Below are 13,326 nucleotides of genomic sequence, written 5' to 3' on the forward strand. Positions count from 1 at the left end.
TAAAAACTTACCAGCCTGAATATAGCCATGAAAATAACGATGAGATTATTTTCACGGCTATATTCGCCCTCCTTAAACACAATTAAAACATCCATTTAACACCGAACCAACAAAACAGCATTTTGATCTGTGTTATTCATTCAAAACGACTAATTATTTCTGAAATGATCGGTTATTGGTGATCTGTTTCACAGTTAATCCCTTTTCCCTGGATAAAATGACCATGCTTTCAATTACTGAAAGGAAACTGAACATGGAAAACAATAATCGTTTAATGCCCCATATAAGGCGGACAACACATATCATGATGTTTGCCCACCGAAACTGTTTTGACTTTCATCTCTTTAACGCCCGGTAGTCCTTCGACTTCTGGCGCATCTGCTTACAGGTCATCCTGAAAAACGCTATTTTACAGGCTGTTGCCTGTGAACACCTGCGCTCATTCCTTGTGATTCAGATTCTCCGCAACCGGGCGGACTGAATTCTACTCAGCAAAAAAGCAATTAACTGATTTCGTATCAGCGGACACGCTTTGCTTTTTTTTCCGGAAATAATCGATTTCTTTACCGCAAGAAGTCGAGGGCCCCATATTGCCTGAAATAAAGAGATAAAGATGAAAACGTTAAAAATTGCCGTCAGCCGTGCCTGCCCTGAATGCTTTACCACTTCGCGCGACATTGTGGATATCACCGCATCGGATTATATTGATGTGGCAGCCGTGGTTCTGGCCGTGAGCGATATTTTCAATGGCGCCATAGAAGAAATAGAAGCCACGGGATTCGGTATTCCGGTGTTTATTGCCACGCATAAAGAAGAAAGGGTTCCGGCTGAATTTCTGTCGCGTATTCACGGCGTTTTTGAGTACTCCGACACCAGCAATGCGTACTACGGACGCCAGCTTGAAGCGGCTGCGCAGAAGTACGAAACCCAGCTCCGCCCGCCGTTCTTCCGCGCGCTGGTCGATTACGTCCAGCAGGGGAACAGTGCGTTTGACTGCCCCGGACATCAGGGAGGCCAGTTCTTCCGCCGCCATCCGGCCGGAAACCAGTTTGTCGATTTCTTTGGCGAAACGCTTTTCCGCGCCGATCTGTGCAATGCCGACGTGGCAATGGGCGATCTGCTGATCCATGAAGGCGCGCCATGCATCGCCCAACAGCATGCGGCAAAAGTCTTTAATGCGGATAAAACCTACTTCGTGCTGAACGGCACCTCCTCTTCCAACAAAGTGGTGCTCAATGCCCTCCTCACGCCAGGCGATCTGGTGCTGTTCGATCGCAATAACCATAAATCTAATCACCACGGAGCACTGTTACAGGCAGGCGCGACGCCGGTGTATCTGGAAACGGCGCGCAACCCGTACGGGTTTATCGGCGGTATTGACGCACACTGTTTCGACGAGAGTTACCTGCGGGAACTGGTGTCAGAGGTCGCGCCTGGTCGCGCGCGGGATGAACGTCCGTTCCGTCTGGCGGTGATCCAGCTGGGCACCTACGACGGTACCATTTATAACGCCCGTCAGGTGGTGGATAAGATTGGTCACCTGTGCGATTACATTCTGTTTGACTCCGCCTGGGTGGGTTACGAGCAGTTTATCCCGATGATGGCCGACTGCTCACCGCTGCTGCTGGAGCTGAACGAAAACGATCCAGGCATTCTGGTTACCCAGTCGGTGCATAAGCAGCAGGCGGGCTTCTCGCAAACCTCGCAAATCCATAAGAAGGACAGCCATATAAAAGGCCAGGCGCGCTATGTCCCGCATAAGCGCCTCAACAACGCCTTTATGATGCACGCCTCCACCAGCCCGTTCTATCCGCTGTTTGCCGCCCTGGATATCAACGCCCGCATGCACGAGGGGCAAAGTGGGCGCAACATGTGGATGGACTGCGTGGTGACCGGTATCGAAGCGCGAAAACTGATCCTTCAGAACTGTCAGTTTATTCGTCCGTTCGTGCCAGAGACGGTGGATGGCCGTCCATGGGAAAGCTGGGATACGGCAGAGATTGCTACCGATCTGCGCTTCTTCCATTTTGTTCCGGGCGAACGCTGGCACGCCTTTGAGGGATATGCCGAGCATCAGTATTTTATCGATCCCTGCAAACTGCTGCTGACCACGCCAGGCATCAACGCCCGCACCGGCGAGTACGATGATTTCGGCGTGCCCGCCACCATCCTCGCCAACTTCCTGCGTGAAAACGGCATCGTGCCGGAAAAATGCGACCTCAATTCCATTCTGTTCCTGCTCACCCCGGCGGAGGACATGGGCAAATTGCAGCAGCTCGTCGCCCAGCTGGTGCGCTTCGAAAAACTGCTCCAGAGCGATGTGCCGCTGAAAGAGGTTCTGCCCTCTCTTTATAAGCAACATCCGGAACGTTATGCGGATTATACCCTGCGTCAGATTTGTCAGGAGATGCACGACCTCTATGCCCGCCATAACGTGAAGCAGCTGCAAAAAGAGATGTTCCGCAGGTCTCACTTCCCGCGCGTCATGATGAACCCGCAGGAGGCGAACTATGCCTATCTGCGCGGTGAGGTCGAGCTGGTGTCCCTGCGCGACGCGGAAGGCCGTATCGCCGCGGAAGGCGCGCTGCCTTACCCACCGGGGGTGTTGTGCGTGGTTCCGGGGGAAGTCTGGGGCGGTTCCGTGCTGCGCTACTTCGCCGCGCTGGAAGACGGGATCAATCTGCTGCCGGGCTTTGCGCCGGAGTTACAGGGGGTTTACGTCGAGGAGTGTGACGGTCGCAAACAGGTGCGCTGCTACGTCATCAAACAACCTGCCGCTCAGCCATCGCTGCTGAAAGGAGAAAAATTATGAGTAAGGCCAACAAGATGGGCGTGGTGCAACTCACTATTCTCACCATGGTGAATATGATGGGTTCGGGGATCATCATGCTGCCCACCAAGCTCGCTGAAGTGGGGACGATTTCGATTATCTCCTGGCTTGTTACCGCCGTGGGTTCGATGGCGCTGGCATGGGCCTTTGCCAAGTGCGGAATGTTCAGCCGCAAGTCCGGCGGGATGGGTGGCTATGCCGAATATGCGTTCGGTAAGTCCGGTAACTTTATGGCGAACTATACCTACGGCGTGTCGCTGCTGATCGCCAACGTGGCGATTGCCATTTCCGCTGTCGGTTACGGTACGGAGCTGTTTGGGGCGACGCTGACCCCGGTGCAGATTGGGCTGGCAACCATCGGCGTGCTGTGGATCTGTACCGTCGCCAACTTTGGCGGCGCGCGCATCACCGGACAACTTAGCAGCATTACCGTCTGGGGCGTGATCATCCCGGTTGTCGGCCTGTGCATCATCGGCTGGTTCTGGTTCAGCCCGACCCTGTACGCCAACTCCTGGAATCCGCATCACGTACCGTTCTTCACTGCCGTGGGATCGTCCATCGCCATGACGCTGTGGGCCTTCCTCGGGCTGGAGTCAGCCTGTGCGAATGCGGAAGTGGTGGAAAACCCGGAGAAAAATGTGCCGATCGCGGTACTCGGCGGGACGCTGGGGGCGGCGGTGATCTATATCGTCTCGACCAACGTGATTGCGGGAATTGTGCCCAACATGGATCTGGCCAACTCCACGGCGCCGTTCGGGCTGGCGTTTGCGCAGATGTTTACGCCGGAGGTAGGGAAAGTGATCATGGGACTGATGGTGATGTCCTGCTGCGGCTCGCTGCTGGGCTGGCAGTTCACCATCGCTCAGGTGTTTAAATCCTCGGCTGACGAAGGCTATTTCCCGAAAATCTTCTCCCGCGTGACCAAAGCGGATGCACCTGTGCAAGGGATGCTGGCGATTGTCATCTTCCAGAGTGGTTTGTCGCTGATGACCATCAGCCCGTCACTGAACAGCCAGTTTAACGTGCTGGTCAACCTGGCGGTGGTGACGAACATCATTCCGTACATTTTGTCGATGGCGGCGCTGGTGATTATTCAGAAGGTGGCGAAGGTTGATCCGCGCAAAGCCCGTGCGGCCAATATTGTGGCGCTGATTGGCGCAATTTACAGCTTCTATGCGCTCTATTCCTCCGGCCAGGAAGCGATGCTGTATGGTGCGATGGTGACCTTTATGGGCTGGACGCTGTACGGTCTGGTGTCGCCGAGATTTGAATTGAAGAACAAGCACAGTTAGGTAAAAGCAAAACGGCAACCCTGAGGTTGCCGTTTTTCGTGTTTTCTCCCTCTCCCCGTGCGAGAGGGCCGGGGTGAGGGCATCAGCCCGCACCAAACACCACTTACGCGTTTTTCAGCACTTCGCTGACAATCTCTACCGCTTCTTTCTCAATCTGCTGACGATGCTCAGCGCCGAGGAAGCTTTCGCAATAGATTTTGTACGCATCTTCCGTACCGGATGGACGCGCGGCGAACCAGCCGTTTTCGGTCATCACCTTCAGGCCGCCGATGGATGCGCCGTTACCCGGCGCCGCCGTCAGACGCGCGGTGATCGGGTCACCTGCCAGGGTGCTGGCGCTGACCATCTCCGGAGAGAGTTTTGACAGAGCTGCTTTTTGCGCAGACGTGGCGCCAGCCTGGATACGGTTATAGCTTGGCGCACCAAAACGTTCCGCCAGCTCGTTGTAATGTTCCTGCGGGTTCTTACCGGTGACCGCGGTGATTTCCGCCGCCAGCAGGCACATGATGATGCCGTCTTTATCGGTTGACCATGGGGTGCCGTCGAAGCGCAGGAAGGATGCCCCCGCGCTCTCTTCACCGCCAAAGCCGAAGCTGCCGTCGTGCAGACCGTCAACAAACCACTTGAAGCCCACCGGCACTTCCACCAGCTTGCGGCCCAGCGCATCGACCACACGGTCAATCATGGCGGAAGAGACCAGCGTTTTACCCACCGCGACCTCTTTGCCCCACTGCGGACGGTGCTGGAAGAGATAATTAATGGCCACAGCCAGGTAGTGGTTCGGGTTCATCAGCCCAGCCGGGGTGACGATACCGTGACGGTCGTAGTCCGGGTCGTTAGCAAACGCCAGATCGAACTTGTCGCGCAGCGCCAGCAGGCCAGCCATTGCGCATTCGGAGGAGCAGTCCATACGGATCGCGCCGTCTTTGTCCAGGTGCATAAAGCGGAAGGTCTGATCGACGTGATCGTTCACGATGGTCAGATCCAGCTTGTAGTGCTCGGCAATGCGTTTCCAGTATTCAATACCGGAGCCGCCCAGTGGATCCACGCCCAGCTTCAGACCGGCTTTCTGGATAGCGGCCATATCGACGATATCCGCCAGCCCTTCCACGAACGGCTGAACCAGATCCTGCTCTTTCACGTGGCCGGAGGCCATGGCTTCATCCAGTGAGATACGCTTCACGCCGTTCAGACCGTTAGCCAGTAACGCGTTGGCGCGATCTTCCACCACTTTCGTGACGTTGGTATCCGCCGGGCCACCGTTTGGTGGGTTGTACTTGATGCCGCCATCTTCCGGTGGGTTGTGGGACGGGGTGATCACAATGCCGTCAGCCTGCGCGCCACCTTTTTTGTTGTGTACCAGAATAGCGTTAGACACCGCAGGCGTTGGCGTGAAACCGTTGTTCTCCTGAACAATCACGTCTACGCCGTTCGCCGCCAGCACTTCCAGCACGGAGATAAAAGCAGGTTCAGACAGGGCGTGGGTATCTTTCCCTACATAGCACGGACCGGTGACGCCATTTTTGGCGCGCTCTTCCGCGATGGCCTGAGCAATGGCCAGAATGTGCGGTTCGTTAAAGCTGTGGCGCGCCGCGCTGCCGCGGTGGCCAGATGTACCAAACTTCACTGCGTGTTCTGCGTTGCCCACCACCGGTTTCAGCACGTAGTACTGCGCGGTCAGTTGAGCGACGTTAATCAAATCGCGTTGTTGCGCAGGTTGTCCTGCACGGCTGTGATTTGCCATTGCCTGGTCCTTCTGATGCAAGGGTTAAATTGTACCGCAAACCTTTTCGATCAATTCCGCCGGGAACTGCATGGACTGCATGATATGTTCGATCATGCTGCACTTGCGGCCCGTATTGGTATTGGTGATCACCCAGTATGGCGTACCGGGAACGTGTTTGGGTTTGGTTTGGTTGCCATTTTGCAGCAAGGTCTGCTCGTCGCCTGCGAAATAAACGCGCGTGCGACCGTGCAGCGACTCTGTCGCTTCTGCAAATGCGTTGTTATCCAGTGAGTAAAGTGTAGACAGCACCAGCATAAAGCGGTTAACGGCCTTTTTCTGCTCGGCATATTCATCGGACAGCAGCAGCTCGCGCATCGCGCGCACTTTGTCCTTTGCCGGCATGACGGCAGGTTTTACTTGTGCAACAACGCTCGGCTGAGACACGACATCTTTAGTGACAGGAGTGGGCTGTGAGGCGGCGGAAATTTTAAGCATGCGCCGTAAAATGTCGGACGCGCTCTCCCCAATATGCCGCGTCTGGCTGGCAATATACTGATAGAGTTCGTCATCAACTTCGATTGTTTTCATCTTAATCCAGTGCGATATCTTATCTGAATACAAGTCGTTGAGATTATAAGGTCAAATCCCAACAGCGGATAGCGTCAAACCAGGTTGGCGGCAAAAGTCAGATTAAACTGGATCCTTGCCCCCGGGCGGCAGAATGGTCAACATGATACCCTAACCTGACAAACCTAAAAAAAGAACTTTGCCATGAAATTGAATACCCGAGCGCAAACTGCACAATCGCCGAACAATAATTCTCCCATCGTACTGGTTCACGGCCTGTTTGGTAGCCTGGATAATCTGGGTGTGCTGGCGCGCGATTTAGTGACCGATCACGAGATCCTCCAGGTTGACATGCGCAATCACGGTCTTTCAGGGCGCTCGGAGGAGATGACCTACGCAGCCATGGCGCAGGATCTGCGGGACACCCTCGATGCGAATAATATTCAGAAAGCGACGCTTATCGGGCATTCAATGGGCGGTAAAGCGGTGATGGCGCTCACTGCGCTGGCACCTGAGCGAATTTCCGGGCTGGTGGTCATCGACGTTGCGCCCGTCAATTACGACGTTCGCCGTCACGATGAGATTTTTGCCGCCATCAATGCGGTCACCGAAGCGGGTGTCGCAACCCGCCAACAGGCGGCTGCCGTTATGCGCGAGCATCTTGATGAAGAAGGCGTGGTCCAGTTCCTGCTGAAATCGTTTGTTGACGGGCAATGGCGCTTTAACGTCCCGGTGCTGTGGGATCAGTATTCGCATATTGTGGGCTGGGAAGCCGTCCCCGCCTGGCCGCACCCTACCCTTTTTATTCGCGGCGGCAACTCCCCTTACGTCACTGACGCGTACCGTGACGCGCTGCTGGCGCAATTCCCGCAGGCTCGCGCTCACGTCATTGCGGGTGCCGGGCACTGGGTACACGCGGAAAAACCGGATGCCGTCCTGCGCGCCATTCGCCGCTATCTTACTGATACAGCGAATTGATTAAAAAGCCAGCGACCGGAAGACGACGGGCTTCCAGTCGTTGGCGTGTGGATTTGGGTGATGTATGATGGCGCGCTTATCGCCCGGGCATTAGCAGGGCGGCGTGTTTCCCCCGAAGTCTCAGAATCATGGCCAAAGAACAAACGGACCGTACGACACTAGATCTGTTCGCGAATGAGCGTCGACCGGGACGACCGAAAACGAATCCGCTTTCGCGCGATGAACAGCTGCGTATCAATAAACGCAACCAGCTTAAACGCGATAAAAATCGTGGGCTTAAGCGTGTCGAACTGAAGCTGAATGCCGATGCCGTCGATGCGCTTAACGAATTAGCTGACGCGCGCAACATCAGCCGCAGCGAATTGATCGAAGAGATGCTGATCGCCCAGCTTGAGACGTTACGCGGCAAGGCGTGAGTCAGAAAATCCCCAATATTACCTTTTTCATGTAGCACAGAGTGCAGTCCTGCGTGATAGCTGTTTCCGCAGGGTTGCCTGTTCTGCTATTATTGCCCTTATCCGTGGACAATTTGCGCCACCATACCATTAAGTTTCAAGAGGTTATTTTACTCATGGCAATCATCGGCATTTTCTTTGGCAGTGATACCGGCAATACTGAAAATATCGCAAAAAACATTCAAAAACAGCTCGGTAAAGACGTTGCTGATGTGCATGACATCGCCAAGAGCAGCAAAGAAGATCTCGAGGGCTATGACATCCTGCTGCTGGGCATCCCCACATGGTACTACGGTGAAGCACAGTGTGACTGGGACGATTTCTTCCCGACGCTGGAAGAAGTAGACTTCAACGGCAAGCTGGTTGCCCTGTTTGGCTGTGGCGATCAGGAAGACTATGCTGAGTATTTCTGTGATGCGCTGGGCACTATTCGCGACATCATTGAGCCACGCGGTGCGGCGATCGTCGGTCACTGGCCAACGGCGGGTTACCATTTCGAAGCTTCCAAAGGTCTGGCAGATGACGATCACTTCGTTGGCTTGGCCATTGATGAAGACCGTCAGCCAGAGCTGACCGCTGAGCGTGTAGAAAAATGGGTTAAGCAGGTTCGTGAAGAGCTGAACCTGGACGATATCCTTAACGCCTGATATCCCTGCGGCGCAACTCCGGTTGCGCCCGTTTTCCAGGTAAAACCGATTAAATTAATTGCTACAAACTTTTAACTTTTTCGCCCAGACCTGTACAATATCCCCCTGGTAAAAAGTGGGTGCCATCGAACAAGTTTGTTGGTGATACCACGTTTTTATAAGCATACTTTGCTTGAGACTTGCAGTTTTCATTTAGCCATGGCAGTTCTATAATGAGACGCATTATCCCAAGTGCATTTTCTGTCACTTCTTCTTTTGAAGTGAATCGTTTAGCAACAGGACAGATTCCGCATGACTGACAACAATACCGCATTAAAGAAAGCTGGCCTGAAAGTAACGCTTCCTCGGTTAAAAATCCTTGAAGTGCTTCAGGGGCCAGACAATCACCATGTCAGTGCGGAAGACCTTTATAAGCGTCTTATCGATATGGGTGAAGAGATTGGGCTGGCAACCGTCTATCGTGTGCTGAACCAGTTTGATGACGCGGGCATTGTTACTCGTCATAATTTCGAAGGCGGTAAATCCGTGTTCGAGCTGACTCAGCAGCACCACCACGATCACCTGATCTGCCTCGACTGTGGCAAGGTCATTGAATTTAGCGATGATTCCATTGAATCGCGCCAGCGTGAAATCGCCGCCCGTCATGGCATCCGCCTGACCAACCACAGCCTGTACCTGTACGGTCACTGTGCTGAAGGTGATTGCCGCGAAAATGAACATGCGCACGACGCAAAATAAGTGAGTGTTCATACTCTGAGCCAGCCGTGAGGTTGGCTTTTTTTTGCCTGAAAAAAGCCCGGTGACGCTGCGCCACCGGGCGTAAAGCAACTTATTTATTGTTATTGCGTATCTCGTTCCAGATCTTATCGCAACGCTTCGCCACTTCCTGATCGTTACCGGTTTTACGCGCCTGAATACAGGCCTGGTAATCCATTACGCGAACGTTTTCCTGCGTGGCGAATTGCTCATGGGCTTTGTCTTTTTTCAGCACGTTCAGCACGCTTTGACAGGCCTCAATCTTCTCAGGTGAACCCTGTGCGGTATTGATGCACGCGCTGTAGGCCTCTTTCAGACGGGAGTCCTCTTTCGGCACCTGATCCTGCGCGCATGCCACCAGCCCGAAGGTCAGCAACGCAACGATTACCCTTTTATTCATCATGCTCAGTCTCCATAACGGCGGGACACCGCCCGCCGCAGCATTCCTCAGAAGATGGTAAATGGCGCAATGACCATGAATTTCACGTCACGTTCATCCTGGAAGATGTTGCCGTAGCCGCCCGCGTAGCTCGGGATATCGGAGTGGTTGTCATACTGGGTGAAGTGCAGTTTGAACATCGTGCCTTTCGCACGGCCCTCCTGAAGGGTATAAATCGCATCCAGACTGTATGAAGACTCTTTCAGACGGTAGTTCGGATCGTAGTACGCGTCTGGCGTTGCCATATCCCCGGGCTTCGCATCCCAGGCGTACGCGTAGGATGCTCCCACTGCCCAGCCGGGCAGGTTCCAGTTTTTCAGGTCATACATTGCCCCGAAGAAGACCGCCTTTTCGCCGTCGGCGTTAAAGTCAGAGCGGTTATCCCACCAGATATCCAGACGACCGTTAGAGGAGGCGTAGGTAGGCGTCATACGTTGCAGGAAGTAACCCTGCTGCCCTTCTGCCTTGACCCATGTTCCCTCCAGACGCAAATCAACCTGACCTACCTTGTAGCCGAAGGTCAGCGCCTGTAACCACGCGGTGCCGTCATAGATATCATTTACGCTGCCATCACTGACCTTGTCGCGCGTACCGTAGAACTGATAGCTGGTGCTCAGCGGGCTACCCGCGATATCAAATTTGTAGCTGGCTTTAGCAAAGTACTGATCGATATAGCCTTCAGCCTGACCAAATGCAGCTTCCAGCACCAGATCGTTTTTAAAGTCGTACTTCGCTCCCAGCGAGTGGAGATAATCAACTTTGGTTTTTTTATCGTTCTGATAGAACTTGTCCATCTCAATGTGCCACGGCGCTTTGTACTCGTTGGTCCACATATAGGAGAAGCTCAACGCCCCCGCATCGCCGTAGTCAAAATTAGCACCGGCTTCCGCCCCCTGATAGGTGCCTGGCATAAAGCTCCAGTGCGGCGCTAACAGCGTCTGACCGGTTGGCTGGATATAACCTCCGCGCGCCCAGACCGGACCATATTTGAATTTTGCAGCCGCTTTATACAGGCTGATTCCGCTTTTATCGCCGGACCAGTCTTCGTCGTAGGCTTTATTGCTGGAGGAGAACGCAATTTCGTTCGGATGGCCGCTGTCGCCATTTTCGGCCATTTCAATTGCGGTGAACGCTGCAATATCGATCCCGAACATATCGGCGGCATATCCCGACTGGAAATCAAGGTTGGCGTTCCAGGTCGAGTGAGAAAGGTTGGTTTTGTATTTATCTTCAGTGACGTCTTTACGGTCACGCTCACGCTGCCAGTAATAAATACCGCCCGTGAGGGTGGAATCTTCGATGAAACCTGCTGCTTTTGCCTCTGGCGCAACCACCAGGCCCGACATTGCTGTCACACCGGCGATAGCCAGCGCCAGCGCACTACGTTTGCCACTGAACGTACGCATAGATTATTCCTCTTTGACGAATTAAAACGCCTTAAACGGCGAAAAACAGAAAAGACCAAGTGGTCAGGGGTAGTCAGAAATACCCTCGAATTAACTACCGTCTTTAGGTTATTTTTCGCGACGCGAATTATCAATGCTTTTAATCAGGCAAAAGTCAGGATTATGACGAAGAGCACATATTTCGTAGTGCTTTGTAACATTTACCGGGAAGCGAGTACTGGCGGGGGAATGCGCTAATTTTCAGTAAGTAACATTGATATTGTGAATATATTTTTCAGTGTTTCTGTTTTTGGAAAACAACAAACTTTTTTTAAATAAAATAAGTAGCACCACATTGACCTGGAATGTTGGGTTTAAATGATTATCCCGATGCTTAACGACATGATCGTTAAATAAAAAAACGCCGCATTACGCGGCGTTTGTTTCTCATTGACCAGAGCAGCGTTATTATTCGCCGATCTTAGTCCAGGTATCACGCAGACCGACGGTACGGTTAAATACCGGTTTTTCTGCCGTGCTGTAACGGCTGTCCAGGCAGAAGTAACCCTCACGTTCAAACTGGAACGCTTTACCGGCTTCAGCGGCTTTCAGAGACGGCTCGGCATACCCCTGCTTGATAATCAGAGACTCAGGGTTAATGACCGCCAGGAAGTCCTCCGCAGCGCCTGGATTAGGCACGCTGAACAGACGATCGTAGAGACGGATCTCAACCGGCAGCGCATGCTGCGCGCTCACCCAGTGGATTACACCTTTTACTTTACGACCATCCGCCGGATCTTTACTCAGCGTCTCTGCGTCGTACGTACAGAAGATGGTCGTGATGTTACCTTCCGCATCTTTCTCTACGCGCTCGGCTTTGATCACATATGCGTTACGCAGACGCACTTCTTTGCCCAGCACCAGACGCTTGTACTGCTTGTTCGCTTCTTCGCGGAAGTCGGCGCGATCGATCCAGATTTCACCGCTGAACGGCACGTCGCGGATGCCCATTTCCGGTTTGTTCGGATGGTTAGGCATCGAGACCTGTTCGCTTCCGCCCTGCGGATAGTTTTCGATAACCAGTTTCACTGGATCGATCACCGCCATCGCGCGCGGCGCGTTTTCGTTCAGGTCTTCACGAATGCAGGATTCCAGAGACGCCATTTCGATGGTGTTGTCCTGCTTGGTGACGCCGATACGTTTGCAGAACTCACGAATGGAGGCGGAGGTGTAGCCACGACGACGCAGGCCAGAGATGGTCGGCATACGTGGGTCGTCCCAGCCTTCAACGTGCTTGTCAGTGACCAGCAGGTTCAGCTTACGCTTGGACATCACGGTGTATTCCAGGTTCAGACGAGAGAACTCGTACTGACGCGGATGCACAGGAATGGTGATGTTATCCAGCACCCAGTCGTACAGACGACGGTTGTCCTGGAATTCCAGCGTGCACAGAGAGTGCGTAATGCCTTCCAGCGCATCGCTGATGCAGTGGGTGAAGTCGTACATCGGGTAGATGCACCACTTGTTACCGGTCTGGTGGTGTTCAGCGAACTTAATGCGGTACAGCACCGGATCGCGCATCACGATGAACGGAGACGCCATATCGATTTTGGCACGCAGACACGCTTTACCTTCTTCGAAGCCACCGGCACGCATTTTTTCAAACAGCGCCAGGTTCTCTTCCACGCTACGATCGCGGAACGGGCTGTTTTTACCAGGCTGAGTCAGCGTACCGCGGTATTCACGGATTTCGTCAGCTGACAATTCGTCGACGTATGCCAGACCTTTGTTAATCAGTTCAACCGCGTAGGCATACAGCTGATCGAAATAGTCTGAGGAGTAGCAGATATCGCCAGACCAGTTGAAGCCCAGCCATTGCACGTCGTTTTTTATCGACTCAACGTATTCGATGTCTTCTTTTACTGGGTTGGTGTCATCGAAACGCAGGTTGCACTGCCCCTGGTAATCTTGCGCAATACCAAAGTTCAGGCAGATCGATTTGGCGTGACCAATGTGCAGGTAGCCATTTGGCTCCGGCGGGAAACGCGTGTGGACTGTGGTGTGCTTACCACTGGCCAGATCTTCATCGATGATCTGACGAATAAAGTTACTCGGGCGGGCTTCTGCCTCACTCATCGTGGATTCCTCAAAGCGTAAACAACGTATAACGGCATATGATCTTATAAGCCGGACGTAGTGACAACCCTTAAAACGTCCCGGAAGAAAATAATGGGGGCAATTGCTGCAAAAA

At 53.4% G+C, this 13,326-nt stretch carries 12 protein-coding genes and 1 pseudogene; 8 read left to right on the forward strand and 5 right to left on the reverse strand.

Going from position 1 to position 13,326, the window contains the following annotated elements:
- Window positions 1-253: 253 nt before the first annotated feature.
- The 3 genes from speFL to potE all read left to right on the forward strand — a co-directional run bounded on the left by speFL (window position 254) and on the right by potE (window position 4,122).
- Complete coding sequence (gene speFL, locus SK53_RS22700) at window positions 254-358, forward strand: leader peptide SpeFL (protein ID WP_003858645.1); 105 nt, start codon at window positions 254-256, stop codon at window positions 356-358.
- Window positions 359-613: 255 nt separating this feature from the next.
- Window positions 614-2,812: an ornithine decarboxylase SpeF gene (speF, locus tag SK53_RS09105; RefSeq protein WP_022650609.1), complete on the forward strand. Its 2,199-nt coding sequence runs from the start codon at window positions 614-616 to the stop codon at window positions 2,810-2,812.
- Window positions 2,809-4,122, forward strand: a complete 1,314-nt coding sequence (gene potE / locus SK53_RS09110) for a putrescine-ornithine antiporter (RefSeq protein WP_003858648.1) — start codon at window positions 2,809-2,811, stop codon at window positions 4,120-4,122. Before speF ends, potE begins: the two co-directional genes overlap by 4 nt.
- 103 nt (window positions 4,123-4,225) lie before the next feature.
- On the opposite strand, the gene pgm is transcribed toward potE, so the two are convergent.
- Window positions 4,226-5,866, reverse strand: a complete 1,641-nt coding sequence (gene pgm / locus SK53_RS09115) for a phosphoglucomutase (alpha-D-glucose-1,6-bisphosphate-dependent) (RefSeq protein ID WP_003858649.1) — start codon at window positions 5,864-5,866, stop codon at window positions 4,226-4,228.
- Window positions 5,867-5,890: 24 nt separating this feature from the next.
- Window positions 5,891-6,436, reverse strand: coding sequence for a replication initiation negative regulator SeqA (gene seqA / locus SK53_RS23590; RefSeq protein ID WP_003858650.1), 546 nt, complete (start codon window positions 6,434-6,436; stop codon window positions 5,891-5,893).
- A 183-nt stretch (window positions 6,437-6,619) separates the two neighbouring features.
- Between seqA and ybfF the strand changes: the two genes are divergently transcribed.
- The 4 genes from ybfF to fur all read left to right on the forward strand — a co-directional run bounded on the left by ybfF (window position 6,620) and on the right by fur (window position 9,233).
- A complete protein-coding gene (gene ybfF, locus SK53_RS09125; protein WP_003858651.1) occupies window positions 6,620-7,393 on the forward strand; it encodes an esterase in 774 nt (257 codons plus the stop codon).
- Between the two features lie 128 nt (window positions 7,394-7,521).
- Entirely contained in the window at window positions 7,522-7,809 is a 288-nt protein-coding gene (ybfE, locus tag SK53_RS09130; protein WP_003858652.1) for a LexA regulated protein, read from the forward strand.
- A gap of 155 nt (window positions 7,810-7,964) precedes the next feature.
- Entirely contained in the window at window positions 7,965-8,495 is a 531-nt protein-coding gene (gene fldA / locus SK53_RS09135) for a flavodoxin FldA (RefSeq protein WP_003858653.1), read from the forward strand.
- A gap of 291 nt (window positions 8,496-8,786) precedes the next feature.
- On the forward strand, window positions 8,787-9,233 hold the full coding sequence (fur, locus tag SK53_RS09140; protein ID WP_003858655.1) for a ferric iron uptake transcriptional regulator: 447 nt from the start codon (window positions 8,787-8,789) through the stop codon (window positions 9,231-9,233).
- A 91-nt stretch (window positions 9,234-9,324) separates the two neighbouring features.
- On the opposite strand, the gene chiQ is transcribed toward fur, so the two are convergent.
- Entirely contained in the window at window positions 9,325-9,651 is a 327-nt protein-coding gene (chiQ, locus tag SK53_RS09145; RefSeq protein WP_045350624.1) for a ChiQ/YbfN family lipoprotein, read from the reverse strand.
- A gap of 47 nt (window positions 9,652-9,698) precedes the next feature.
- Window positions 9,699-11,096, reverse strand: a complete 1,398-nt coding sequence (chiP, locus tag SK53_RS09150) for a chitoporin ChiP (RefSeq protein WP_023315635.1) — start codon at window positions 11,094-11,096, stop codon at window positions 9,699-9,701.
- A gap of 126 nt (window positions 11,097-11,222) precedes the next feature.
- On the opposite strand from chiP, the pseudogene SK53_RS24050 reads away from it, so the two are divergent.
- A pseudogene (locus SK53_RS24050) lies at window positions 11,223-11,291 on the forward strand (hypothetical protein); the annotation flags it as partial.
- A 252-nt stretch (window positions 11,292-11,543) separates the two neighbouring features.
- Here SK53_RS24050 and glnS read toward each other — a convergent pair.
- Window positions 11,544-13,211: a glutamine--tRNA ligase gene (glnS, locus tag SK53_RS09155; RefSeq protein WP_003858661.1), complete on the reverse strand. Its 1,668-nt coding sequence runs from the start codon at window positions 13,209-13,211 to the stop codon at window positions 11,544-11,546.
- Window positions 13,212-13,326 lie beyond the last annotated feature (115 nt).

The organism is Enterobacter sp. MGH119 (genome assembly GCF_001037675.1).
In the GTDB taxonomy this organism is placed as follows: domain Bacteria; phylum Pseudomonadota; class Gammaproteobacteria; order Enterobacterales; family Enterobacteriaceae; genus Enterobacter; species Enterobacter hormaechei_C.

What these genes read in the sequence shown, in the direction of transcription:
- speFL (WP_003858645.1), top strand. Translation starts at nt 254, where the DNA reads ATGGAAAACAATAATCGTTTAATGCCCCATATAAGGCGGACAACACAT.
- speF (WP_022650609.1), top strand. Translation starts at nt 614, where the DNA reads ATGAAAACGTTAAAAATTGCCGTCAGCCGTGCCTGCCCTGAATGCTTT.
- potE (WP_003858648.1), top strand. Translation starts at nt 2,809, where the DNA reads ATGAGTAAGGCCAACAAGATGGGCGTGGTGCAACTCACTATTCTCACC.
- pgm (WP_003858649.1), bottom strand. Translation starts at nt 5,866, where the DNA reads ATGGCAAATCACAGCCGTGCAGGACAACCTGCGCAACAACGCGATTTG.
- seqA (WP_003858650.1), bottom strand. Translation starts at nt 6,436, where the DNA reads ATGAAAACAATCGAAGTTGATGACGAACTCTATCAGTATATTGCCAGC.
- ybfF (WP_003858651.1), top strand. Translation starts at nt 6,620, where the DNA reads ATGAAATTGAATACCCGAGCGCAAACTGCACAATCGCCGAACAATAAT.
- ybfE (WP_003858652.1), top strand. Translation starts at nt 7,522, where the DNA reads ATGGCCAAAGAACAAACGGACCGTACGACACTAGATCTGTTCGCGAAT.
- fldA (WP_003858653.1), top strand. Translation starts at nt 7,965, where the DNA reads ATGGCAATCATCGGCATTTTCTTTGGCAGTGATACCGGCAATACTGAA.
- fur (WP_003858655.1), top strand. Translation starts at nt 8,787, where the DNA reads ATGACTGACAACAATACCGCATTAAAGAAAGCTGGCCTGAAAGTAACG.
- chiQ (WP_045350624.1), bottom strand. Translation starts at nt 9,651, where the DNA reads ATGAATAAAAGGGTAATCGTTGCGTTGCTGACCTTCGGGCTGGTGGCA.
- chiP (WP_023315635.1), bottom strand. Translation starts at nt 11,096, where the DNA reads ATGCGTACGTTCAGTGGCAAACGTAGTGCGCTGGCGCTGGCTATCGCC.
- glnS (WP_003858661.1), bottom strand. Translation starts at nt 13,211, where the DNA reads ATGAGTGAGGCAGAAGCCCGCCCGAGTAACTTTATTCGTCAGATCATC.